This window comes from Streptomyces sp. NPDC001770 (genome assembly GCF_053596135.1).
In genome coordinates this window covers 243,851-264,957 of the sequence record NZ_JBSFFN010000003.1, presented here as the reverse complement: position 1 = coordinate 264,957, position 21,107 = coordinate 243,851, and the positions used below count along the sequence as shown (strand labels likewise).

Annotated in this window: 21 protein-coding genes; 6 read left to right on the top strand and 15 right to left on the bottom strand. The window is 71.2% G+C overall.

What is annotated here, in order from left to right; translation table 11 throughout:
• Window positions 1–101: 101 nt before the first annotated feature.
• Entirely contained in the window at window positions 102–1,679 is a 1,578-nt protein-coding gene (locus ACWCSV_RS04830) for an alpha/beta hydrolase (protein ID WP_451138527.1), read from the top strand.
• Window positions 1,680–1,762: 83 nt separating this feature from the next.
• Here ACWCSV_RS04830 and ACWCSV_RS04825 read toward each other — a convergent pair whose 3' ends face one another.
• The 7 genes from ACWCSV_RS04825 to ACWCSV_RS04795 all read right to left on the bottom strand — a co-directional run bounded on the left by ACWCSV_RS04825 (window position 1,763) and on the right by ACWCSV_RS04795 (window position 8,313).
• The gene (locus ACWCSV_RS04825; RefSeq protein ID WP_451138525.1) at window positions 1,763–2,812 is read right to left on the bottom strand and encodes an NAD-dependent epimerase/dehydratase family protein; all 1,050 of its coding nucleotides are present in this window, start codon (window positions 2,810–2,812) and stop codon (window positions 1,763–1,765) included.
• An 80-nt stretch (window positions 2,813–2,892) separates the two neighbouring features.
• Window positions 2,893–3,606: a lysophospholipid acyltransferase family protein gene (locus ACWCSV_RS04820; RefSeq protein WP_451138523.1), complete on the bottom strand. Its 714-nt coding sequence runs from the start codon at window positions 3,604–3,606 to the stop codon at window positions 2,893–2,895.
• Window positions 3,607–3,777: 171 nt separating this feature from the next.
• Window positions 3,778–3,936: a hypothetical protein gene (locus ACWCSV_RS04815; RefSeq protein ID WP_451138521.1), complete on the bottom strand. Its 159-nt coding sequence runs from the start codon at window positions 3,934–3,936 to the stop codon at window positions 3,778–3,780.
• Between the two features lie 64 nt (window positions 3,937–4,000).
• A complete protein-coding gene (locus ACWCSV_RS04810) occupies window positions 4,001–4,954 on the bottom strand; it encodes a cytochrome c oxidase assembly protein (protein ID WP_451138519.1) in 954 nt (317 codons plus the stop codon).
• Between the two features lie 148 nt (window positions 4,955–5,102).
• Window positions 5,103–6,128: a 6-phosphofructokinase gene (locus tag ACWCSV_RS04805; RefSeq protein WP_450775511.1), complete on the bottom strand. Its 1,026-nt coding sequence runs from the start codon at window positions 6,126–6,128 to the stop codon at window positions 5,103–5,105.
• A 186-nt stretch (window positions 6,129–6,314) separates the two neighbouring features.
• Window positions 6,315–7,043 carry a type 1 glutamine amidotransferase gene (locus tag ACWCSV_RS04800; RefSeq protein ID WP_451138517.1) on the bottom strand — a complete coding sequence of 243 codons (729 nt, stop codon included), beginning with the start codon at window positions 7,041–7,043 and terminating at the stop codon, window positions 6,315–6,317.
• 31 nt (window positions 7,044–7,074) lie between these two features.
• On the bottom strand, window positions 7,075–8,313 hold the full coding sequence (locus tag ACWCSV_RS04795; protein ID WP_327174413.1) for a MurT ligase domain-containing protein: 1,239 nt from the start codon (window positions 8,311–8,313) through the stop codon (window positions 7,075–7,077).
• A 113-nt stretch (window positions 8,314–8,426) separates the two neighbouring features.
• On the opposite strand from ACWCSV_RS04795, the gene def reads away from it, so the two are divergent.
• A complete protein-coding gene (gene def / locus ACWCSV_RS04790) occupies window positions 8,427–8,972 on the top strand; it encodes a peptide deformylase (RefSeq protein ID WP_451138514.1) in 546 nt (181 codons plus the stop codon).
• Window positions 8,973–9,011: 39 nt separating this feature from the next.
• Here def and ACWCSV_RS04785 read toward each other — a convergent pair whose 3' ends face one another.
• Window positions 9,012–9,659 carry a TetR family transcriptional regulator gene (locus ACWCSV_RS04785; RefSeq protein WP_451138512.1) on the bottom strand — a complete coding sequence of 216 codons (648 nt, stop codon included), beginning with the start codon at window positions 9,657–9,659 and terminating at the stop codon, window positions 9,012–9,014.
• A 181-nt stretch (window positions 9,660–9,840) separates the two neighbouring features.
• Here ACWCSV_RS04785 and ACWCSV_RS04780 point away from each other — a divergent pair, with 181 nt between their 5' ends.
• Window positions 9,841–11,067, top strand: coding sequence for an acyl-CoA dehydrogenase family protein (locus ACWCSV_RS04780; protein WP_390964688.1), 1,227 nt, complete (start codon window positions 9,841–9,843; stop codon window positions 11,065–11,067).
• 71 nt (window positions 11,068–11,138) lie between these two features.
• On the opposite strand, the gene ACWCSV_RS04775 is transcribed toward ACWCSV_RS04780, so the two are convergent.
• From ACWCSV_RS04775 to ACWCSV_RS04765, 3 genes are read right to left on the bottom strand one after another with little or no spacing between them, the layout of a single operon-like run.
• Entirely contained in the window at window positions 11,139–11,627 is a 489-nt protein-coding gene (locus ACWCSV_RS04775; protein WP_327174409.1) for a glutathione peroxidase, read from the bottom strand.
• Window positions 11,628–11,658: 31 nt separating this feature from the next.
• Window positions 11,659–12,237 (bottom strand): N-acetyltransferase family protein, encoded by a 579-nt coding sequence (locus ACWCSV_RS04770; RefSeq protein WP_451138510.1) that lies wholly within the window; start codon window positions 12,235–12,237, stop codon window positions 11,659–11,661.
• Window positions 12,238–12,251: 14 nt separating this feature from the next.
• Window positions 12,252–12,827, bottom strand: coding sequence for a helix-turn-helix domain-containing protein (locus ACWCSV_RS04765; RefSeq protein ID WP_451138508.1), 576 nt, complete (start codon window positions 12,825–12,827; stop codon window positions 12,252–12,254).
• Between the two features lie 165 nt (window positions 12,828–12,992).
• Here ACWCSV_RS04765 and ACWCSV_RS04760 point away from each other — a divergent pair, with 165 nt between their 5' ends.
• Window positions 12,993–13,391, top strand: a complete 399-nt coding sequence (locus tag ACWCSV_RS04760) for a DUF7144 family membrane protein (RefSeq protein ID WP_451138506.1) — start codon at window positions 12,993–12,995, stop codon at window positions 13,389–13,391.
• Between the two features lie 58 nt (window positions 13,392–13,449).
• Here ACWCSV_RS04760 and ACWCSV_RS04755 read toward each other — a convergent pair whose 3' ends face one another.
• Together ACWCSV_RS04755 and ACWCSV_RS04750 are read right to left on the bottom strand one after the other, a co-directional pair.
• Window positions 13,450–14,883, bottom strand: a complete 1,434-nt coding sequence (locus ACWCSV_RS04755; RefSeq protein WP_451138504.1) for a DUF2252 domain-containing protein — start codon at window positions 14,881–14,883, stop codon at window positions 13,450–13,452.
• Window positions 14,884–15,045: 162 nt separating this feature from the next.
• The gene (locus tag ACWCSV_RS04750; protein WP_451138502.1) at window positions 15,046–16,011 is read right to left on the bottom strand and encodes a DUF389 domain-containing protein; all 966 of its coding nucleotides are present in this window, start codon (window positions 16,009–16,011) and stop codon (window positions 15,046–15,048) included.
• Window positions 16,012–16,231: 220 nt separating this feature from the next.
• Here ACWCSV_RS04750 and ACWCSV_RS04745 point away from each other — a divergent pair, with 220 nt between their 5' ends.
• Window positions 16,232–16,471 carry a DUF6011 domain-containing protein gene (locus tag ACWCSV_RS04745; RefSeq protein ID WP_451138500.1) on the top strand — a complete coding sequence of 80 codons (240 nt, stop codon included), beginning with the start codon at window positions 16,232–16,234 and terminating at the stop codon, window positions 16,469–16,471.
• A gap of 223 nt (window positions 16,472–16,694) precedes the next feature.
• Here ACWCSV_RS04745 and ACWCSV_RS04740 read toward each other — a convergent pair whose 3' ends face one another.
• Both ACWCSV_RS04740 and ACWCSV_RS04735 read right to left on the bottom strand, forming a co-directional pair.
• Entirely contained in the window at window positions 16,695–17,567 is an 873-nt protein-coding gene (locus ACWCSV_RS04740) for an acyl-CoA thioesterase (RefSeq protein WP_451138498.1), read from the bottom strand.
• A 49-nt stretch (window positions 17,568–17,616) separates the two neighbouring features.
• Entirely contained in the window at window positions 17,617–20,130 is a 2,514-nt protein-coding gene (locus ACWCSV_RS04735; protein ID WP_451138496.1) for a DEAD/DEAH box helicase, read from the bottom strand.
• Between the two features lie 138 nt (window positions 20,131–20,268).
• On the opposite strand from ACWCSV_RS04735, the gene ACWCSV_RS04730 reads away from it, so the two are divergent.
• Complete coding sequence (locus ACWCSV_RS04730) at window positions 20,269–21,060, top strand: metal-dependent hydrolase (RefSeq protein ID WP_451138494.1); 792 nt, start codon at window positions 20,269–20,271, stop codon at window positions 21,058–21,060.
• Window positions 21,061–21,107 lie beyond the last annotated feature (47 nt).

Below are 21,107 nucleotides of genomic sequence, written 5' to 3'. Positions count from 1 at the left end.
GCTCCGCCCTGTTCTCAGGAACCTCACAGGGGAAATGATCCACGGGAAACCGTAGATCCGCGCCGCTCCACGCGGCGCGACACCCATGGGGGAGGTTCCACTTGAGACGCACTGCAGTGCTCGGCGCGGCCGGCACTCTGATCGCGGGGACGCTCATAGCGGGCATGACGGCCGCACCGGCCGCCGGAGCGGACAACCGGCACGCCGGCGCGGCCGAGGCGCGTGGTGCCGCGATCGCCGCGGACCGCGCCGCGCGCACGGGCATCGACTGGGCGGACTGTCCCGCCGACTACGCGCTCCCCAAGCCCATCCAGTGCGGCTGGGTGACCGTCCCACTCGACTACACGAAGCCGTACGGCAAGCAGATCAAGCTCGCCGTCGACCGCCACGTGAGCACCGGGACGGCCGCCGAGCGCCAGGGCGCCCTCGTCTACAACCCCGGCGGCCCCGGCGGCTCCGGCCTGCGCTTCCCGACCCGGATCACCAACAAGAACCCGATCTGGACCAAGGTCGCCGCCGCGTACGACTTCGTCGGATTCGAACCGCGCGGTGTGGGCCACTCCGCCCCCATCTCCTGCGCCGACCCGCAGGAGTACGTCAAGGTCCCCAAGGCCGACCCGGTCCCCGACACCGAGGCCGACAAGCTGGCCCAGCGCAAGATCGCCGCCGAGTACGCCGCCGGCTGCGCCGAGCGCAGCGGCGACCTGCTGCCGCAGATGACCACCCTCAACACCGCGCGCGACCTGGACGTGATCCGGGCGGCACTCGGCGAGAAGAAGCTGAACTACCTGGGCGTCTCCTACGGCACCTACCTGGGAGCGATCTACGGCACGCTCTTCCCGGGACACCTGCGCCGCATGATCGTGGACAGCGTCGTCGACCCGGAGCAGAGCAACATCTGGTACGAGGCCAACCTCAACCAGGACGTCGCCTTCGAGAACCGCTGGGAGGACTGGCAGGCCTGGGTCGCCCGCCACGACGACGTCTACCACATCGGCGACACCCCGCAGAAGGTCGAGCAGGCCTGGCTCACCCTGCGCGCCGCCGCCAAGAAGAACCCCATCGGCGGCGTCGTCGGCCCCGCCGAACTCATCGGCTTCTTCCAGAGCGCGCCGTACTACGACTCCTCCTGGGCACCCGTGGCACAGACCTGGAGCGACTACCTGGCCGGCGACACCCAGGCGCTCGTCGACGCCATCGCCCCCGACCTGAGCGACACCGCGGGCAACATCGCCACCGAGAACAGCAACGCCGTCTACACGGCGGTCGAGTGCGCGGACGCGCAGTGGCCGACCAGCTGGCGCACCTGGGACCGGGACAACACCCGGCTGCACCGTGACTACCCGTTCCTGACCTGGGCCAACGCATGGATGAACCTTCCCTGCGCCACCTGGCCGACCAAGCGGCAGACCCCGCTGGAGGTGAAGACGGGCAAGGGCCTCCCGCCCGTCCTCATCGTGCAGTCCACGCGTGACGCCGCCACCCCGTACGAGGGAGCGGTCGAGCTGCACCAGCGGTTCAAGGGCTCCCGGCTGATCACCGAGAAGGACGCCGGATCGCACGGGGTCACCGGCCTCCTGAACACCTGCATCAACCAGCGGGTGGACACCTACCTGCTCACCGGCCGCACCGACCGGCACGACGTGACGTGCGGCCCGCACGCCACGCCCGTGCCGTAACCGGCCACCGGCAGAACAGGGTGCGGGGGCCGGACGCGATTCCGGTCGCCCGCACCCCCCCCCGGCGGGCCGCTCCGGTCATCTCATCGCGCGTCGTGACGTTCCAGCAGGGCGTCCTCCGCCGCGTAGTCGAAGAGAGCGGGGCCGTAACTCCGGAGCATCTTCGGGAAGGCATCCGTCCACTCCCGCCCGGACAGCCGCGAGGACAGCCACTCGACACTCCCCGGCAGCGCGTCGGCGTAGGTGGTGACCGGCCGGTAGCCGAGCTCCCGCTCCGCCGCCGTCATGTCGTAGACCACCGGGTGCCGGATCGTCCACGGGGTGTCCCCGACGTGATCCCCGCCGGGCGGCCCCGGGAGCAGTAGTGTCTCCGTCTCCAGGCCCAGCACCGCGTCGATCAGCTCGCCGATCTCCGCCACCGTCGGAGCCTCGGGGTCCGCCGCGTTGAGCACCCTCGACCCCGGCCGCAGAGCGGCGAGCCGGATCAGTTCCGCCACGTTGGAGGTGTGCGCGGGATGGAAGACGCTGCTGCCTCCGTACGCGAGCACCCGTCGGCGCCGGCCGTCCAGAAGCCGCTTGACGAAGTACAGCTCGCGCGGTGTCCGGCAGCCGGGGCCATGGACGGCGCCGGCCCGCAGCACCGTCACCGGAAGCGCCTCGCCCGCCGACAGCACCTCGCGCTCCAGCAGGATCTTGCGCGTCGCGTACGTCGAGTCGCCCGGCTGGACCGTGGTCCAGGCTTCGGGTATCGGCACCGGGTAGCGGGGGTCCCCACCGGGCTCGCCCGCCGTGTCGAAGCCGCGTCCCTTCCCGTCCGTGTAGACCGCGCCGCTGGAGACGACCACCGCCGACCCGATGCGGCCGGTCAGCGCGGTGAGCTGGCGGGCGTGCGCACCGCCGAAACCCACCATGTCGACCAGGACGTCGCAGTCGTCCCCGAGGACAGCGGCCAGCGCGCCATCGACGTCGCGGTCGAGTGCCACCGTGCGGACGTCGTCGGGCCACGCCGCGTCGCGGCCGCCGCGGAGCGAGACCGCGGTCACCCGCCAGCCGTCTCCGAGCAGCGCTGTCACGGCGGCCCGTCCGATCTGACCGGTCGCCCCGAGGACCCATGCATGCCTGTGCGTGTTCACGGAAGGGACGTTAGAAGGTGCGGCCGCGGTCCGGCAGTGCGTTTCGCCGGTGGCCGATTTCGCCACCGGCGTTCAGACGGTCAGGACTCCGCGCGAGGCGGCTTCTTCCGCGTCGGGGCGGCACCGGCGGCCTTCACCTTCGCCGCGTACTCGTCCACGTACTCCTGCCCGGACAGACTCAGGATCGCGTACATGATCTCGTCCGTGACCGCCCGGATCGCGGCCTTCTGGCCGTCCATCCCGGCGTACCGGGAGAAGTCCAGCGGCTCACCGAAACGGATCGTGACCCGCCGGATGCTGGGCACCTTCTGCCCGGGCGGCTGGATCTCGAAGGTACCGACCATCGCGCAGGGGATCACCGGAACCCCCGCTCTGATCGCCATCACCGCGACCCCGACCTTGCCCTTGTAGAGACGCCCGTCGTGCGAGCGGGTGCCCTCCGGGTAGATGCCGAGCAGCTCCCCCTTGGCGAGGACCCCGAGCCCCTCACGGATGGCAGCCGCACCCGCCTCCTTGCCCGACCGGTCCACCGGGATCTGGCCGATGCTGTGGAAGAAGGCCGCCGTCAGCTTCCCCTTGATCCCGGGGCCGGTGAAGTACTCGGCCTTCGCCAGGAAGGTGATGCGGCGCTTCAGCATGGCCGGCATCAGAAAGTGGTCCGAGAAGGACAGGTGATTGCCCGCGACGATCGCGGCCCCCTCTGCGGGGATGTGGTCGAGACCCTCGATGCGGGGCCGGAAGAGCAGCCGCAGCAGCGGGCCGAGCACGGCGTACTTCAGTACGTAGTAGAACACGGAGGGTGAACCTCGTTCTGCCGGATCGGCCTCGGGCTGCTTCGTACCGGACACCCGCCAGGGGGTACGGGCCCGTCAGTGTAAGCCGTGCGACGCCGTGAGCCCCGGGTGCGCGGGCGGGACACCCGGGGCCGGCCGGACCCGCGAACACGGTCGCTCCGCCCGCCTCCGTCAGGCGTCCTTGACGGCGAGCATGCCGAGCGTGCACAGCCCCAGCACCACCCAGCCGAACCAGAGCCAGCCGCTGCTCCCCAGCGCCACCGTGTACGCCGTCACCGCCACCAGGGCCGCGACGGTGATGACTCCCATGGACTTCGTCGATCCGGACATGCGCGCACTCCTCGTCGGCCGCGCGGCCGTTGACTCCATGGTCGCCCCGCGAGCGGGTGCCGCGCTACCGTCCGCGCGTCTGCAAAGAGGCGAGATACGCGTTGTACGCCGCCAGCTCCTGGTCGCCGTCCCGGTCCGCCGCCCGGTCCTCACGCTTCGCGAGCCGCTGGTCTGAGCGGTACCACTGGAAGACCAGCGCGATCAGCACCAGCACGGACGGCACCTCGCTGAACGCCCAGGCGATACCGCCCGCCCAGCTCTGGTCGCTCAGCGCGTCGACGCCCAGCGAGGCCGGAGGGTGCTTGTACGACTCCACCATCGGCTGGGACGCCATCATCAGCGCGATACCGAAGAACGCGTGGAACGGCATCCCCGCGAACAGCTCCAGCATCCGCATGACGTACCCGGGCCGGTGCGGCCCGGGGTCGATCCCCATGATCGGCCAGAAGAAGACGAGCCCGACCGCGAGGAAGTGCACCATCATCGCCAGATGCCCCGGCTTCGATCCCATGAGGAAGTCGAAGAGCGGAGTGAAGTACAGGGCGTAGAGGCTCGCGATGAACAGCGGAATGGTGAAGACCGGATGCGTGATGATCTTCATGTAGCGGCTGTGCAACAGCATCAGCAGCAGCTCGCGCGGGCCCTTGCCGCCCCGCCGCCGCGCCACCGGCAGCGCCCGCAGTGCGAGGGTCACCGGCGCGCCGAGCAGCAACAGGATCGGCGAGAGCATGCTGATCACCATGTGCTGGATCATGTGCACGCTGAACATGACCATGCCGTAGTCGTTCAGCCGGGTGCACATCACGAGGGCGATGCTGAGCACCCCCACGACGAAGAAGACGATCCGGTTGACCGGCCACTCGTCCCCGCGCCGCCGCAGCCGCACCACGGCCCAGCCGTACAGGGCCAAGGCCGCGAGGCATCCGACCAGGAAGAACGGGTCCGCCGAGAACCCGAGCCCGCGGCCCAGTGTGAACGGCGGCAGATCCATGTTCATGCCGTGCCCGCCGTGATCCATCTGTTCACTCCTGCTGGGGGACGTCCCCGATTCGTGCCGGTTGTCCGGTCCAGACTAGGACTGCCCCCGACCGCACTCGCGGCCGGGGGCAGTCCCGGGGGTGTCGTGGCCGCTCCTCGCGGAAGGCGTGAGCGGGGTCAGGGGGACGTCAGAGGACGCACTCCACCTCGGCGTACCGCTCCGCCGGAACGGTCTTGAGGGTCTCCACCGCCGAGGTCAGCGGCACCATCCTGATGTCCGTGCCCTGCAGCGCCGTCATCATGCCGAACTCGCCGCGGTGCGCGGCCTCCACCGCGTGCCAGCCGAACCGGGTGGCCAGCACACGGTCGTACGCCGTCGGGGTACCACCGCGCTGCACGTGGCCGAGAATGACCGGGCGGGCCTCCTTGCCGAGGCGCTGCTCCAGTTCGACCGAGAGCTGGGACGCTATCCCCGCGAAACGCTCGTGCCCGTAGATGTCCTGGGAACCGGTGGCGAAGTCCATCGTGCCGTCCTGCGGCTTGGCGCCCTCGGCGACCACCACGATGGCGAACTTCTTGCCGGCCGAGAAGCGCTCCCCGACGACTCTGGTCAGCTCGTCGATGTGGAACGGGCGTTCCGGCACCACGATGGCGTGCGCCCCGGCCGCCATGCCCGAGTGCAGGGCGATCCAGCCGGTGTGACGGCCCATGACCTCGACGATCAGCACCCGCTGGTGCGATTCGGCGGTCGTCTTCAGCCGGTCCAGCGCGTCGGTGGCCACACCCACCGCGGTGTCGAAGCCGAAGGTGACGTCGGTGGAGGCGATGTCGTTGTCGATGGTCTTCGGTACGCCGACGATCGGCAGCCCCGCCTCGGAGAGGAGGTTGGCCGCCTTCAGCGTGCCCTCGCCGCCGATCGGGATGATCGCGTCCAGACCCAGGTCGGCGACGTGCCCCTTGGCGCGCTCCACGCCACCGCGCAGGTGCGCGGGCTGGACCCGGGACGACCCGAGGATCGTGCCGCCGAGGGCCAGGATGCCGCCGACCGCGTCCAGGTCGAGCTTGCGGTAGTCGCACTCCAGCAGACCGCGCCAGCCGTCGTGGAAGCCGATGACCTCGTCGCCGTGGTCGACAACCGCCCGGTGCACGACGGAGCGGATGACTGCGTTGAGGCCGGGGCAGTCGCCGCCGGACGTGAGGACACCAATGCGCATTGCCCGAGGAACCTTTGCAACGTGGGCCGACGACCGGACCGCGTCGTCCGGCTGAATACCCGCCACCCTACCGGCGCAGGGTGGCGGGACCGAACCCACTGTCCGCCTGCTGGACTCCGCTCAGTTGAGCCGGAATCGCCTCAGGCGAAACGCGGCGCACACCTCAGGTGAAACAAGGCGGATACATCAGACCGGCTGAGTCGTCGCGGCGATCCGCTCCGACCTCAGCGCCTCGTACCAGTGGTCGTTCACCGGCGGCAGCGCGTTGACGTCGAGGGCCAGCTTCAGCAGCAGATCGGCGATCAGCGGATTGCGCGCCAGCACCGGACCGTGCATGTACGTCCCGAACACGGTGTCGCTGTACGCGCCTTCGGTACCGTCCCCGGTGCCGTTGCCGCGGCCCACCCGGACCCGGGCGAACGGACGCGCCGTAGGACCGAGATGGGTGACGCCCTGGTGGTTCTCGAAACCGGTGAGCGGCGGCAGACCGAGGTTCGGGTCGATGTCGCCCAGGACGTCACCGACGCACCGCGCGCCCTCGCCGCGGGTCGTCACCACGTCGAGCAGCCCGAGCCCGGGCTCCCGCTCCCCGAGGTCGTTGATGAACTCGTGGCCCAGGATCTGGTAACCCGCGCAGACCGAGAAGATGATCGCGCCGTTCGACGCGGCCCGGCTCAGCCCGCCGTCGCGGCGCAGCCGCTCCGCCGCCAGCCGCTGCGGCCGGTCCTCGCCGCCGCCGATGAGGTAGATGTCACCGGACGTGGGGATCGGCTGGTCGCTGCGTACGTCGACCCGCTGGACGTCGAGACCGCGCTGCCGTGCCCGCCGCTCGACGACGAGGGCGTTGCCCTGGTCGCCGTAGGTGCTGAGGAGGTCGGGATAGACCCAGACCAGACGCAGACCGTTGTTGCTCATGCTTCGTCCTCTCCGGAGGCCCTGGCGGGGATCAGTTGCCGACACGACGGCGCAGATCCTGGAAGGCGGTGTAGTTGGCGATGACCTCGATGCGGCCGGGCGGAGCCAGCTGGACGGCCTCGTCCAGGGTCTCGCAGACACGGAAGTCCAGACCGGCCACTTCGAGCCGGACGGCGAGGTCCATCTTGCGGTCCCCGAGCACGAAGATCGGGTGACCGGACAGCTGCGTGTAGTCGACGTCCCACAGCCACGAGGTGTCCGTGCCGTCCGCGCCGCGCGCGTTCACGGAGAGGATCACCGGCGTCGGCGGCGGGTCGATGAGCGAGAACGTCTCCAGCCAGCCGGCCGGGTTCTTCGCCAGCAGCAGCCGCAGGTCGCGGTTGTGGAACGAGACCACGTCGTAGCGGCCCGCCACGGCCTGCACCTGGTACATCCGCTCGAGGGCCACCTGCGGGGGCACGCCGAAGACGGCCGCCACGGCGGCCGACGAGGTCGCGTTCGCCTTGTTCGCGCGACCGGGCAGCTGGAGGTGGATCGGCCACGCGGAGCCGTGCGGGTCGAGCACGTAGTCGCCGTTGAGCGCCCAGCTCGGCGCCGGACGGCGGAAGCCGCACTGGCCGCAGAACCAGTCGTCCCCGGGGCGCTGCATCACGCCGCCGCAGGAGGGGCAGGACCAGGCGTCGTCCTTCCATGCCTGGCCGGCCGCCACCCATACGACGTTCTGGGAGGACGAGGCCGCCCAGACGATCAGCGGGTCGTCCGCGTTGGCGATGATGACGGCCTTCGAGCCCGCCAGCCCCTCGCGCCAGTGCTCCGCCAGCATGCGGGTCTCCGCGGCGCGGTCGAGCTGGTCGCGGGAGAGGTTGAGCAGCGCGATCGCCTTGGGCGTCGTGTCGCGCGCCACTCCGGCGAGGTACTTCTCGTCGACCTCGATCACGCCGAACCGGGCGTCCGATCCGCCGGCCAGCGCCGAGGTGATGCCCGCGGGCATGTTCGCGCCGAGCGCGTTCGAGACCACGGGCCCGGCGGCCCGCAGCGCCTCGGCGATCAGCCGGGTGGTGGTCGTCTTGCCGTTCGTCGCCGACACGAGGATCACGTCCAGGTGCTGCGCCAGCCGCCCCAGCAGGTCGGGGTCGAGCTTGAGCGCCACCCGGCCGCCGATCACCGATCCGCTGCCACGCCCCGCCGCGCGTGACACCGCCGCCGCGGCCTTGCCCGCCGTCACGGCCAGCTTGGCCCGCGGCGACAACGGCTCCGTGTTGCCTGCCATCGTCCTAGATCCTCCTTGCATCGGTCCATGCCCAGCCTATCGATGTCCGGAGCGACGGCCGCACCGCGGCACCACGGAACGGGGCGGTCAAGGCGGACCGTACCCTTACGGCCATGCGAAACCGCCCGATCCCCGGCAGTTCCGGAATCATTCGTACCGTGAGCACTCTCGGCGATCCCGTCCTCCACCGCGCCTGCGAGGACGTCACCGATTTCGGCCCTTCCCTCGCCCGGCTGGTGGAGGACATGTTCGCCACCATGTACGCGGCCCGCGGGGTCGGCCTCGCCGCCAACCAGATCGGTGTGCCGCTCCGGGTGTTCGTATACGACTGCCCGGACGACGACGACGTCCGCCACCTCGGCCACGTGGTCAACCCCCGGCTGGTGGAGGCGGACGGCATCACCGTACGCGGCCCGGAGGGGTGCCTGTCGCTGCCGGGCATCGAGGCCGGCACCCCGCGCTTCGACCAGGCGGTGGTGCGCGGGCGCGACGTCACCGGCGACGAGGTGGAGATCACCGGTACGGGTTGGTTCGCACGCTGTCTCCAGCACGAATGCGACCACCTGGACGGCACCGTCTACACCGACCGGCTGACCGGACTGCGCCGGGCGCGGGCGCTGCGCAAGGCACGCCGGGCCCCCTGGGCGGCCCGGGGCTGAGTCCACGGCGCCGAGGTGACCGCGGCCGCCGCGTGGCCCTCAGAAGCCGGGTGCGCCCGGCCGGTCGCCGACCTCGGCCAGCCGGCCCCAGAGCAGGTCGGCGAGGCTGCGCACCAGCCGTTCGCGCGGGACGGGCCGGTCGCCGAGCCACCAGTCGCCCGCCGCGTGCATCATCCCGACGATGCCGTGTCCCCAGATCCGGGCCGTCTCCTCGCCGTCGGCGCCGAGGTCCACCCGTTCCGCGATGACCCGGCCGAGCTCCTCGCCCAGGCGCCGCAGCAGGGGCACGGAGTGCCGGCCCGTGTCGAACCCCTGCTCGGGTGCGGGGGTGTCGTCCGACGGGTGCATGAGGAAGCGGTAGACCTGCGGACGGGTCTCGATGGCCGCGAGGTAGGTGTCGAGGGTGTTCTCCACCCGCCGGCGGCGTTCGGCAGGGGCGTCGAGCGCCGCGCGCAGGTTGCTGAGCAGGGCGTCGGTGTGGCGCTGTGCGAGGGCGCGGTAGAGGCCGCCCTTGTCGCCGAAGTGGCGGTAGAGGATCGGCTTGGTGATGCCCGCCTCGGCGGCGATGGCGTTCATGGAGGCCCTGGGGCCGTCCCTGAGTACCACCCGGTCGGCTGCCTCCAGCAGTTCCCGGCGCCGCTGCTCGGCCGCCGTCCGCTGCCGATCGGCCTGTCGTGCGGTCTCCATCTGTCGCCCTTTCCCCACCCCTGACACCTCTGGCCTGGCGCTTTGAGCGCGCCCGGGAAACGTAACACCCCGCTCCGACAGGGCGTCGATCGGTCCGGGGGCGGTTGACAGCGGCTACTTGCCGGTAACAGACTGCTGTTACCGTAAGTAACGCAATGTCGGGCAGTACATGGAGGGGAACATGGCAGAGTTCACGCTTGAGCTCAACGACGACCAGAAGCAGGTACGCGACTGGCTCCACGGTTTCGCCGCCGATGTGATCCGGCCGGCGGCGTCGGAGTGGGACGAGCGTGAGGAGACCCCCTGGCCCGTCATCCAGGAGGCCGCCAAGGTCGGCATCTACTCGCTCGACTTCTACGCCCAGCAGTTCTTCGATCCCACCGGCCTCGGCATCCCGGTGGCGATGGAGGAGCTCTTCTGGGGCGACGCGGGCATCGCCCTGTCGATCGTCGGTACGGGCCTGGCGGCCGTGGGCGTGCTCGCCAACGGCACCGAGGAGCAGATCGGCACCTGGATCCCGCAGATGTACGGCGACGCCGACGACGTCAAGCTCGCCGCCTTCTGCTCGTCCGAACCCGACGCAGGCTCCGACGTCGCCTCGATGCGCACCCGGGCCGTCTACGACGCGGCCAAGGACGAGTGGGTGCTCAACGGCACCAAGACCTGGGCGACCAACGGCGGCATCGCCAACGTCCACGTCGTGGTGGCCGTCGTCGACGCCGAACTCGGCTCGAAGGGCCACGCCTCCTTCATCGTGCCGCCGAACACCCCGGGTCTCTCCCAGGGGCAGAAGTTCAAGAAGCACGGCATCCGGGCCTCCCACACCGCCGAGGTGGTCCTGGAGGACGTCCGCATCCCCGGGCACTGCCTCCTCGGCGGCAAGGAGAAGCTCGACGAGCGTCTCGCCCGCGCCCGCGAGCGGGCGAAGTCCGGCGGCGAGCGGGTGAAGAACGCCGCGATGGCCACCTTCGAGGCCTCCCGCCCGGCCGTCGGAGCCATGGCGGTCGGCACCGCCCGCGCCGCCTACGAGGTCGCCCTCGACTACGCCAGGACGCGCACCCAGTTCGGCCGCCCGATCATCGACAACCAGGGCATCGCCTTCCAGCTCGCCGACATGCGTACCCGGATCGACGCGGCCCGGCTGCTGGTCTGGCGCGCCTCCTGGATGGCCACCACCAACAAGCCCTTCACCTCCGCCGAGGGCTCGATGTCGAAGCTCTACGCCAGCGAGACCGCGAAGCAGGTCACCGCCCAGGCCGTACAGATCCTCGGCGGCAACGGCTTCACCCGCGAGTACCCGGTGGAGCGGATGCACCGGGACGCGGCGATCTACACCATCTTCGAGGGCACCAGCGAGATCCAGCGCCTGGTGATCGCCCGCACCCTCTCCGGCATGCCGATCCGCTGACACACCGAACGGCCGGGGCGCCCGGGGTACCTGCCCCCGGGCGCCCCGGCCGCGTAAGCGGGCAGCGGCCGTCAGGCGGGCAGCTGCGCCTCGATGGCGGCCACGACCTCCGGCGCCTCCGGCTCGGTGCGCGGACGGATGCGGGCGACCGGCTCGCCGGCGGGGGAGATCAGGAACTTCTCGAAGTTCCACTGGACGTCGCCGGCCTCGCCGTCGGCGTCCGCCAGCTTCGTCAGCTCCGCGTAGAGCGGGTGCCGACCGTCGCCGTTGACGTCGGTCTTCGCCAGCAGCGGGAAGCTGACCCCGTAGTTCGTCGAGCAGAAGGTCTGGATCTCCTCGGCGGTGCCCGGTTCCTGCCCGGCGAACTGGTTGCACGGCACACCCAGGACGGTGAAGCCCCGCTCGCCGTAGGTGTTCTGGAGGCGCTCCAGGCCCTCGTACTGCGGCGTGAGGCCGCACTTGGACGCGACGTTCACCAGCAGCACCGCCTTGCCGCTCCAGGCGCCCAGGGTCGTCGGCTCGCCGGTCAGGGTGTGCAGGGGGATGTCGTGCAGCGTCATCGGTATCTCCTCGCGTCAGTGTGCCGCCCGGTCAGGAGGCGTCGCCGCCCATTGTGGCCCCGGCCCCGTCAGGGCCCGCGCCCGCCTCGGGCTTCCCGGGGACCTTGTAGTAATAGGTCGTGGCCTTGAGCGTCCCGGCCGCGTCCTGCGCGTACCCCGGCACCGAGCCGCACTCCGTCCAGCCCGCCGCCCGGTAGAGCCGCTCGGCCGCGCTCCCGGTCTCGGTGTCCAGCACCAGCAGCGAAAGACCCGCCGAGGCGGCCCACTCGTCCACGGCGGTCAGCAGCGCCCGGCCCAGCCCGCGCCCCCGGCCGGACGGGCGGACCATCAGCTTGGCGACCTCGGCGCGGTGGCGGGCGTTCGGCAGCGTGGCGGGCACGAGGCTGACGGTGCCCGCCACCCGTTCGCCGTCCCGGGCGATCCAGACCCGCAGCCGGCCCTCCTCCACGGCCCGCGCGCGCTCCCGCCACCAGTCGGCCGCGTCGCCGCGGTCGAGCGGGACGAGGAAGCCGACCGACGCGCCGCCGTCCACGGTGTCCACCAGGAGGGCTGCCAACTCGTCCGCGTACGTGACGAGTTCGGGGCTGGATACGGGGACGATCTCGGTCATGGGAAGAGTTCCTTTCACGGCATCACGATCATCAGGACATAACGGGTCCGTTCCGGCCCCGGGCAGTGGAATCGGGAGGGGCCGCGCAGCCGGAACCGCAGGCAGTCGCCGGTGCCCAGGGTGTGCGTGGTCCCGTCGACGGTGATCCCGGCCACCCCTTCCCGTACCCACAGGTGATGTTCCATGCCGGGGACCGGAGGGGTCTCGTAGGAGATCGTCGCGCCCGGATCGAGGGTGCCCTCGACGATCTCGCCGCGCAGCCCCGGGTGCGGTGGCGACACCGACCGGCGGGTGAAGCCGACGGACGCGTCGTACCAGACCTGCTGGGACCCGGAAGGCACGAGGAGGGGCGGCTCCGCCTCGACCTCCATCAGCAGGCGCGACATCGTCCACCCGTACGCGGCGCACAGCCGGCCCAGCGACGCCGCGGTCGGGCTCAGCTCGCCGCGCTCCACCCGCGACAGGGTGGACCTGCTCAGGCCGGTCAGGCCGGACAGCTCGTCCAGGGACCAGCCGTGCTCGGCCCGGAGGGAGGTGAGCCGTGCGGCCAGTCGGCGGTCCACGGACTCCGCCTCGCCATCGTCTCTCATATCAGGGATCTTATCCCGGAAATGAGAGCACAAGACACGTCCTCGTGCCCCTTATGTCGTCCGTATGCCGATCGGGTGACGGCGTGCCAGGCTTACAGGAGGGCACCGTCGCCGGTCCGCCGCTCGGGCCGCTCAGGGGCTTCGGGTACCGCAAGGAGGCCGACCATGGCCAGAACCACCGGGAAGACCACCGCGTTCCAGTCCGGATGGACCGCGTTCGCGGGCGTTCTGATGATCTTCGGCGGAGCGATGGCGATCTTCGAAGGCATCGCCGCCATCGCCAAGGACGACGTGTTCGTCACCACCCGCAACTACATCTTCCAGTGGGACCTCACGGGCTGGGGCTGGATCCACCTCATCCTGGGCATCGTCATCGTCCTGGCCGGATGCGCCCTGTTCACCGGCGCGCTGTGGGCCCGGCTCATCGGTGTGGTGCTGGCAGGCCTGGGTGCGCTCGCCAACTTCCTCTGGCTGCCGTACTACCCGTTCTGGTCGATCATCCTCATCGCCATCAACATCTTCGTCATCTGGGCTCTGTGCGCCCGTACCGAGCGAACCCCCTGAGGAGCCCGTGGGTGCGCCCCGGCGGCCGGTCAGGGCCGCCGGGGCGCACCCCCGCGTTTCACCGGGTGTCCGAGGGGTCCGCGGCGGGCAGCCGCCCGGCGCGCACCGCCGCGACGAGTGCCGCGTGGTCCCGCTCGTTGCGGTCCGCGTACGTCTCGGCGAACTCGCCGAGGGCCCGGTCGAAGGCGTCGCTCCGCCCGAGGTACCCCGCGATGGCGATCCGGTCGCCCGACCTGGCGTGGGCACGGGCCAGGGTCGCCCCGCAGACCTCGCCGAACAGCGTCATCCCCTTGGGCACCATCCGTTCCGGCTCCGCGATCCCCTTCCAGTCGCGCAGCTGACGGATGTAGAAGTCCCGGCGCCGGCCGTCGAACCCCTCCGCCCGCTCCCAGCCGAGGAAGATGTCGCTCGTCGCCTGCATCAGCCGCTGCCCCGCCACGACACGTTCGCCCTGGTTGCGGTAGCGGCTCGTCCCGACGTGGTCGGCGAGCACCGAGGTGTCGGCCTCCTTGGCCTGGAGGAAGAGCGGATCGTCGTCGTCCCGGCCCAGCAGGAGCAGGATCCAGCAGCGCGTACCGACGCTTCCCACACCGACCACCTTGCGCGCCACGTCCGCCAGCCGGAAACCGGAGAGCAGTGCCCGGCGGTCGGACGGCAGGCTGCGGCCGTACCGCCGCAGGAGGATCCGGAACTGCTCCTCGGTCTCCACGGCCTCCGCCTCCGGCACCAGCTCCGTGAGCGGTACGACCAGAGGCGGGTCCGACAGGATCCGACGCCGGCCCCCGGACCACTCGGTGAGCTTCGCGAGGACCTGCCGGCTGTCCCGGGTACGGGCCTTCAGCAGGGCGCGGTCGAGGTTCTTGCGCCCGCGCTCGGCCAGCTGCGTCGTCGCGACGGCCCGCAACCGCGCCTCGTCGATCTTCGCGTACCAGACCTCCAGATTGCGCATCGTGGCGAACCGGACCATCGACTCCCGGTACGACCGCACGGACGCCCGTACGAGGTGCGCGCGCTCACGGTCCGAGAACCCGTTCGCCCGCGCGGCGATGACGAGACTGGCCGCGAGCCGCTTCACGTCCCACTCCCACGGGCCGGGCAGCGTCTCGTCGAAGTCGTTGATGTCGAAGACGAGATCGCGCTCCGGCGAGGCCAGCAGCCGGAAGTTCAGCAGATGCGCGTCACCGCACAGCTGCGCCGTGATCCCGGAGTCCGGCGTACCGGCCAGGTCCGCCGCCATGATCGCGGCGGCGCCCCGGTAGAAGCGGAACGGCGACTCGGTCATCCGCCCGTACCGGAGGGGGACCAGCTCCGGCACACGCGCCGCCGACTGGGTCTCCAGGACCGTCAACGGATCGAACCGGCGTGCGGAGGGCTCGAAGGCCGCGTGGGCCGACCGGGGGACCCTGCGGCGCACGGCCTTGCCCGAGGCGGCCCGCTCGGCGGGGGTGGCACGAGGTCTGGTGCGCGGCGCTGGGCGGCGGTCCTGGGGCATGAAGGCTCTCCTGACTCTCCCCGAGGTGTGAGGTGGTGACGCGCCCCCCTCGACTTCGACGAATGCCTTCGCGAGTCCCTTCGCCGAGTCCCTTCGATGATCCCCGGCAGCGTGTGGTCCGGCACGCCCGAGGCGCGCGGGTCTCACAGGGGACGCGGGCGGTCAGCCGTGCCCCGCCTCCCCGACGGGGCCCTCGCGCCTCCGGGCGACCCGCCTCCAGATCGCCCGCTGGCACCGCAGGGTGCCCGTACCGACGAGGACCAGGACCACGATGTTCACCAGGAGCTGGACCAGCGACCCCCACGCCTCCTGCCAGCTGGTGAAGGCGACGGAGACGGCGATGGCGGCAGCGGCCGGAATGGTCGTGACCGAGATGAACACCCCGAGCAGCGCGCTCGTCCGGGCCTCGGTGAGCGACACGATGCCGACGACGCCCGCCAGCGTCGCCACCGCCACCGAGAAGAAGTTGGGAGTGTTGATCAGGTCGGACACCGGACGCAGCCCCGCCTCGAAGGCCTTCGACTGGAAGCCGAAGCCCCGGATCACCAGGCTGAAGAGGAAGGTGACCACCACGGTCAGCAGCAGCCCCGCGCCGAGCGCCTTCAGCCCTCTTCGCACCGTGACCCGGTCGCCCCGGTCGATGCCCAGGGCGATGCTGACGATCGCGCCGTACTCGGGGCCGACGACCATCGCTCCCACGATCAGGATCTGCGAGTTGGTGACGATGCCCACCGAGCCGATCAGACCGGCGACGACCATGTACAGATAGAAGCTCGGCGGATAACGGGCCTCCGCGCGGATGCGCGCCTCCACCTGCTCCCAGACCGGGGCCCGCGCGAGCGGGCCCAGCTCCTCGCGCCCACCCGCCTCGGCCCGCCCCGAGAACGCCATGTCCACCGGTTCGACGACGATGGAGCCGAGCTGGTCCAGACGGATCTCCCGCAGCTCCCGCAGCACCTCGTTGGCGCCCCCGGTCAGCACGTCGCAGGCGATCGCGTCGCCGTCCGGGTTCCGGGCCGCCCCCGGCTGCACGATCAGATTGAGGACGCACGGATCGTCGGCCAGCAGCGCGACGACCCGGTCGGTCAGGCCGGGCGGGCTCACCGCGCGGACGTGGATCAGGTCCATCGCGTACCTCTCACTCCGTGGCCCGCGGGGTTCGTCCCGCGCGGCCGGGCCCGCGCCGTTCTCCGCGCGGGACCTCTCCAGTAAGGCCGTACGCGCCTTCGTCGGCAATCCGGCCGCCGGGGGATGCCGCCGGCGGGGCAGTACGACCCCGGGCGTGGGCGGGGGAGCGGCACCGCGCGGCCGGTCCGGCTGTCACCGGCTCCTGGAAGAATCGCGCTCCATGGAGTCACCCGAGCTTTTCCCCGGTCCTTCACCGGCCGCCGCCGGCCAGGACGCCGTACGGGACGGCGGTCCGGAACGCCCCCTCGTCCGCTGTCGCCTCTGCGGACGCCCGCTCACCGGCAGGGGCTCCCGCCGGAGCGGTCTCGGCCCCACCTGCGACGCGAAACTCCACCCCGCGGGCCCTGACACCCGGGCCCGGCGCCGGGAGGCCGAGCAGGACACCCTGCCGGGGCTGTGAGGTTGCGAGACCCGGGACTCCGGAGGCTCTTTCCGAAGCGCTCCCGGGGCGCCGGGCCGACCGGTGCGGCCGACGGCTCGTCCGGCCTCGGCCACACCCCTGAGAGACGCCACCCGTGACTTCGCCGCCCGCGACGAGCACGCGTGGCGGGTCGCCGGCTCCACCGGCAGGGGCCACACCTACGCCCCGCCGCGGCGGCGGGCGGCCTACGCCGTCTTCCGCCCTACGCCCCCAGCCGCCGGAACAGCCCCTCCTGCACCACCGAGACCAGCAGGTTGCCCTCCCGGTCGTAGATCCGGCCGCGGGCCAGACCCCGGCCGCCCGTGGCGATCGGCGATTCCTGGTCGTACAGGAACCACTCGTCGGCCCGGAAGGGGCGGTGGAACCACATGGCGTGATCGAGGCTGGCCATGTCGAAACCGCGCGGGCCCCACAGCGGCTCCACCGGGAGGCGGACGGCGTCCAGCAGCGTCATGTCGCTCGCGTACGTCAGCGCGCAGGTGTGCACCAGCGGGTCGTCGCCCAGCGGGCCGACCGCGCGCATCCACACCGCGCTGCGCGGCTCCGCCTCGGCGACCTCGTCCGGCGTCCAGCGCAGCCGGTCCACGTACCGGATGTCGAACGGCTGGCGACGGGCCATCCGCTCCAGCGCCTCGGGCAGCCCGCCCAGGTGCTCGCGCACCTCGTCGGCGACCGTGGGCAGCTCCTCGGGGTCCGGGACGATACGGGCGGGCGGCAGCTGGTGCTCGAAGGCGGCCTCCTCGGGCCGGTGGAAGGAGGCCGTCAGGTTGAAGATCGTCCGGCCCTCCTGCACCGCCGTGACCCGCCGCGTCGTGAAGGAGCGGCCGTCGCGCACCCGCTCCACCTGGTACACGATCGGCACGCCCGGCCGCCCCGGGCGCAGGAAGTAGGCGTGCAGCGAGTGCACCGGCCGGTCACCGTCGGTGGTCCGGCCGGCCGCGACGAGCGCCTGGCCCGCGACCTGGCCGCCGAAGACCCGCTGGAGGGACTCCTCGGGGCTCCGGCCACGGAAGATGTTGACCTCGATCCGCTCCAGGTCGAGCAGGTCGACCAGGAGCTCGGCGGGGTTCGTCATGGGCTTCTTCTCCACTCTCGCCGCCCCGCCGTCACCGTCGCGGCCGGGCTCACAGCTGACCCACGTCGGTGACGCGCACGACCGCGCGGCCTTCTTCGTCGGAAGCCGCGAGATCCACCTCTGCGCGGATGCCCCAGTCGTGGTCACCATTCGGGTCGGCGAAAGCCTGCCACACCCGCCATACCCCGTGCGCCGGGTCCTCCTCGATCTTCAGCAGCTTGGGGCCGCGCGCGTCGGGGCCCGTGCCCAGCTCCTCGAACTCGTCCCAGTAGGCGTCCATCGCCTCGCCCCAGCGGTCCTCGTCCCAGCCGGCGTCCGCGTCCAGCTCGCCGAGGTCGCGGACCCGGTCCAGGGCGGCCAGCTCGACCCGGCGGAACATCGCGTTGCGCACCAGCACCCGGAAGGCACGGGCGTTCGCGGTGACCGGCTTGACCTCGTCGGCCTTCTCCTGCGCCTGCTCGGCGGTCTCCACCTCCGGGTTGGCGAGCTGCTCCCACTCGTCCAGCAGGCTGGAGTCCACCTGGCGCACCATCTCGCCGAGCCAGGCGATCAGGTCCTGGAGGTCCTCGGACTTGAGGTCGTCCGGGATCGTGTGCTCCAGCGCCTTGTACGCGCTCGCGAGGTAGCGCAGCACGATGCCCTCGGTCCGGGCCAGCTCGTAGTTGGAGGTGAACTCCGTGAAGGTCATGGCACGTTCGTACATGTCCCGGATCACCGACTTCGGCGACACCGGGTGGTCCCCGACCCACGGGTGGCTCTTGCGGTACACGTCGTAGGCGTGCCACAGCAGCTCGCCCAGCGGCTTCGGGTACGTGACCTCCTGGAGCCGCTCCATCCGCTCCTCGTACTCGACGCCGTCCGCCTTCATCTGCCCGACCGCCTCGCCGCGCGCCTTGTTCTGCTGGGCGGCGAGGATCTGGCGCGGGTCGTCCAGCGTCGACTCGACGACGGAGACCATGTCCAGCGCGTACGACGGGGATTCGGCGTCCAGCAGGTCGAACGCGGCGAGCGCGAAGGTGGAGAGCGGCTGGTTCAGCGCGAAGTCCTGCTGGAGGTCCACGGTCAGCCGCACGATCCGGCCCTCGGCGTCCGGCTCCGCGAGCTGCTCCACCACACCGCCGTCGAGCAGCGAGCGGTAGATGGCGATGGCCCGCCGGATGTGCCGCAACTGGGCCCTGCGCGGCTCGTGGTTGTCCTCCAGCAGATGGCGCATGGCCTTGAAGGCGTTGCCGGGACGGGCGATGACCGAGAGCAGCATGGTGTGGGTGACCCGGAAGCGCGAGGTGAGCGGCTCGGGATCGGACTGGATCAGCTTGTCGAAGGTCGTCTCCGACCAGGCGACGAAGCCCTCGGGGGCCTTCTTGCGGACGACCTTGCGCTTCTTCTTCGGGTCGTCGCCCGCCTTCTTGACGGCCTTCTCGTTCTCGATGACGTGCTCGGGGGCCTGCGCCACGACGAACCCGGCCGTGTCGAAACCGGCCCGCCCGGCCCGCCCCGCGATCTGGTGGAACTCACGCGCCCGCAGCGTCCGCACCCGGGTGCCGTCGTACTTGGTGAGCGCCGTGAACAGCACCGTGCGGATCGGGACGTTGACCCCGACGCCGAGGGTGTCCGTACCGCAGATCACCTTCAGCAGACCCGCCTGCGCGAGCTTCTCCACCAGGCGGCGGTACTTGGGCAGCATGCCGGCGTGGTGGACCCCGATGCCGTGGCGTACGTACCGGGAGAGGTTCTGGCCGAACTTGGTGGTGAAGCGGAAGTTGCCGATCAGGTCGGCGATCTTCTCCTTCTCCTCCTTGCTGCACATGTTGATGCTCATCAGCGACTGCGCCCGCTCCACGGCGGCGGCCTGCGTGAAGTGCACGATGTAGACGGGGGACTGCCGGGTGTCCAGCAGCTCGGTCAGCGTCTCGGTGATCGGCGTGAGGCGGTACTCGTAGCTGAGCGGCACCGGACGGGTCGCCGAACGCACCACGGACGTCGGCCTGCCGGTACGCCGGGTGAGGTCCTTCTCGAACATCGCGACGTCGCCGAGGGTCGCCGACATCAGGACGAACTGGGCCTGCGGCAGCTCCAGCAACGGGATCTGCCACGCCCAGCCGCGGTCGGGCTCCGCGTAGAAGTGGAACTCGTCCATCACGACCTGGCCGATGTCGGCGTACTTGCCGTCGCGCAGCGCGATCGAGGCCAGCACCTCCGCCGTGCAGCAGATGACGGGCGCGTCGGCGTTGACCGAGGCGTCGCCCGTCAGCATCCCGACGTTCTCCGTGCCGAAGAGCTTGCACAGGTCGAAGAACTTCTCCGAGACCAGCGCCTTGATCGGAGCCGTGTAGAAGGTGACCTTGTCCTGCGCCAGCGCCGTGAAGTGGGCACCCGCCGCGACCAGGCTCTTGCCCGAGCCGGTCGGCGTGGACAGGATGACGTTCGCCCCGGAGACCACCTCGATCAGCGCCTCCTCCTGAGCGGGGTAGAGGTCGATTCCCTGACTCTCGGTCCACGAGGAGAAAGCCTCGAAGAGAGCGTCCGGGTCCGCGGTCGTGGGCAGCTGATCGATAAGGGTCACGCCCCCCATCTTGCCTGCCTTCCGTCCGGAAGAGGGAACCGGACGGCCGTACGAAGATCACGGGCGGTAGGCTTCCCACTCAACTCGGCCGCGCCGCAACGGCGTCGGCCGCACCACGTTCTGGGGGCGGAAAACACCATGATGGGACCGGCACACTCACTGTCCGGGGCGGCGGCCTGGCTCGGGGTGGGCGCGGCCGCGGCCGCCGCGGGGCACACCATGCCCTGGCCCGTCCTGGTCGTCGGCGCGCTGATCACGGCGGGTGCCGCACTCGCCCCCGACCTCGACCACAAGTCGGCCACCATCTCGCGCGCCTTCGGCCCGGTGTCCAAGGGGGTGTGCGAGGTCGTCGACAAGATCTCCCACGCCGTCTACAAGGCGACCCGGGGCCCCGGTGACCCCCGGCGCAACGGCGGACACCGGACCCTGACCCACACCTGGCTGTGGGCCGTCCTCACCGGTGCCGTGGCATCCGGGGCCGCGATCCTCGGCGGACGCTGGGCGGTCCTCGCGATCCTCTTCGTCCACCTGGTGCTCGCCGTCGAAGGCCTGCTCTGGCGGGCCGCCCGGGTCTCCAGCGACGTACTCGTCTGGATGCTCGGGGCGACCAGCGCCTGGATCCTCGCGGGCGTGCTGGACCAGCCCGGTCACGGCTCGAACTGGTTCTTCGACGCACCCGGCCAGGAGTACATGTGGCTCGGGCTGCCCATTGTCCTCGGCGCCCTGGTCCACGACATCGGCGACGCGCTGACCGTCTCGGGCTGCCCGATCCTCTGGCCCATCCCCCTCGGCCGCAAGCGCTGGTACGCGCTGGGCCCGCCGAAGGCGATGCGGTTCCGGGCCGGCAGCTGGGTGGAGCTGAAGGTGCTGATGCCGGTGTTCATGGTGCTCGGGGGACTCGGCGCCGCGGGCGCCCTCAACATCATCTGACCGTCACCTGGACCGATCCGTGGACCGCGTCCGCCCGGGGCCCGGAA

What these genes read in the sequence shown, in the direction of transcription:
- ACWCSV_RS04775 (WP_327174409.1), bottom strand. Translation starts at nt 11,627, where the DNA reads ATGACGCTGCACGACATCCCCCTGCACACCCTGACCGGCGAGCCGACG.
- ACWCSV_RS04810 (WP_451138519.1), bottom strand. Translation starts at nt 4,954, where the DNA reads ATGGATCACGGCGGGCACGGCATGAACATGGATCTGCCGCCGTTCACA.
- ACWCSV_RS04770 (WP_451138510.1), bottom strand. Translation starts at nt 12,237, where the DNA reads ATGACCGAGATCGTCCCCGTATCCAGCCCCGAACTCGTCACGTACGCG.
- ACWCSV_RS04745 (WP_451138500.1), top strand. Translation starts at nt 16,232, where the DNA reads ATGGAGTCACCCGAGCTTTTCCCCGGTCCTTCACCGGCCGCCGCCGGC.
- ACWCSV_RS04740 (WP_451138498.1), bottom strand. Translation starts at nt 17,567, where the DNA reads ATGACGAACCCCGCCGAGCTCCTGGTCGACCTGCTCGACCTGGAGCGG.
- ACWCSV_RS04795 (WP_327174413.1), bottom strand. Translation starts at nt 8,313, where the DNA reads ATGGCAGGCAACACGGAGCCGTTGTCGCCGCGGGCCAAGCTGGCCGTG.
- ACWCSV_RS04750 (WP_451138502.1), bottom strand. Translation starts at nt 16,011, where the DNA reads ATGGACCTGATCCACGTCCGCGCGGTGAGCCCGCCCGGCCTGACCGAC.
- ACWCSV_RS04815 (WP_451138521.1), bottom strand. Translation starts at nt 3,936, where the DNA reads ATGTCCGGATCGACGAAGTCCATGGGAGTCATCACCGTCGCGGCCCTG.
- ACWCSV_RS04760 (WP_451138506.1), top strand. Translation starts at nt 12,993, where the DNA reads ATGGCCAGAACCACCGGGAAGACCACCGCGTTCCAGTCCGGATGGACC.
- ACWCSV_RS04805 (WP_450775511.1), bottom strand. Translation starts at nt 6,128, where the DNA reads ATGCGCATTGGTGTCCTCACGTCCGGCGGCGACTGCCCCGGCCTCAAC.
- ACWCSV_RS04780 (WP_390964688.1), top strand. Translation starts at nt 9,841, where the DNA reads ATGGCAGAGTTCACGCTTGAGCTCAACGACGACCAGAAGCAGGTACGC.
- ACWCSV_RS04800 (WP_451138517.1), bottom strand. Translation starts at nt 7,043, where the DNA reads ATGAGCAACAACGGTCTGCGTCTGGTCTGGGTCTATCCCGACCTCCTC.
- ACWCSV_RS04765 (WP_451138508.1), bottom strand. Translation starts at nt 12,827, where the DNA reads ATGAGAGACGATGGCGAGGCGGAGTCCGTGGACCGCCGACTGGCCGCA.
- ACWCSV_RS04730 (WP_451138494.1), top strand. Translation starts at nt 20,269, where the DNA reads ATGATGGGACCGGCACACTCACTGTCCGGGGCGGCGGCCTGGCTCGGG.
- ACWCSV_RS04755 (WP_451138504.1), bottom strand. Translation starts at nt 14,883, where the DNA reads ATGCCCCAGGACCGCCGCCCAGCGCCGCGCACCAGACCTCGTGCCACC.
- ACWCSV_RS04785 (WP_451138512.1), bottom strand. Translation starts at nt 9,659, where the DNA reads ATGGAGACCGCACGACAGGCCGATCGGCAGCGGACGGCGGCCGAGCAG.
- def (WP_451138514.1), top strand. Translation starts at nt 8,427, where the DNA reads ATGCGAAACCGCCCGATCCCCGGCAGTTCCGGAATCATTCGTACCGTG.